The 439-nt window shown below is 72.7% G+C and carries 1 protein-coding gene; it reads right to left on the reverse strand.

Annotated elements, in window-relative coordinates:
* Positions 1-439: methyl-accepting chemotaxis protein (locus O5O54_RS22290; protein ID WP_279484036.1), on the reverse strand; the 439-nt coding region annotated here is incomplete at both ends.

Here is a 439-nt window from a genome sequence, read left to right on the forward strand (position 1 = left end):
CGAGACGAGCCCGGCCAGCGCCTCCGTCTCCCCCGACAGGCCTTGCGCGGCGGCCGTCGTCTCCTCGACCATGGCCGCGTTCTGCTGCGTGACCTTGTCCATCTGATCGGCGGCCGTCGACACTTCCTTCAACGACACCGCCTGCTCGCGCGCCGCATCCGCCATCTCCGCGATCGCCTGCGCCACGCCGCCGACCTGGGTCACGATCGCTTCGAGGCTCCGGCCCGACGCGGTGACCAGCTCCACCCCCGACGACACCTGGTCGCCGGACGCCTGGATCAGCGCCTTGATCTCCTTGGCCGCCTCCGCCGAGCGCTGGGCGAGCCCGCGCACCTCCTGCGCCACGACCGCAAAGCCCCGGCCGGCTTCCCCGGCGCGCGCGGCCTCGACGCCCGCGTTCAGCGCCAGGAGGTTGGTCTGGAAGGCGATCTCGTCGATC

Origin of the sequence: Aureimonas sp. SK2 (assembly GCF_029813115.1) — a bacterium.
Taxonomy (GTDB): Bacteria; Pseudomonadota; Alphaproteobacteria; order Rhizobiales; family Rhizobiaceae; genus Aureimonas.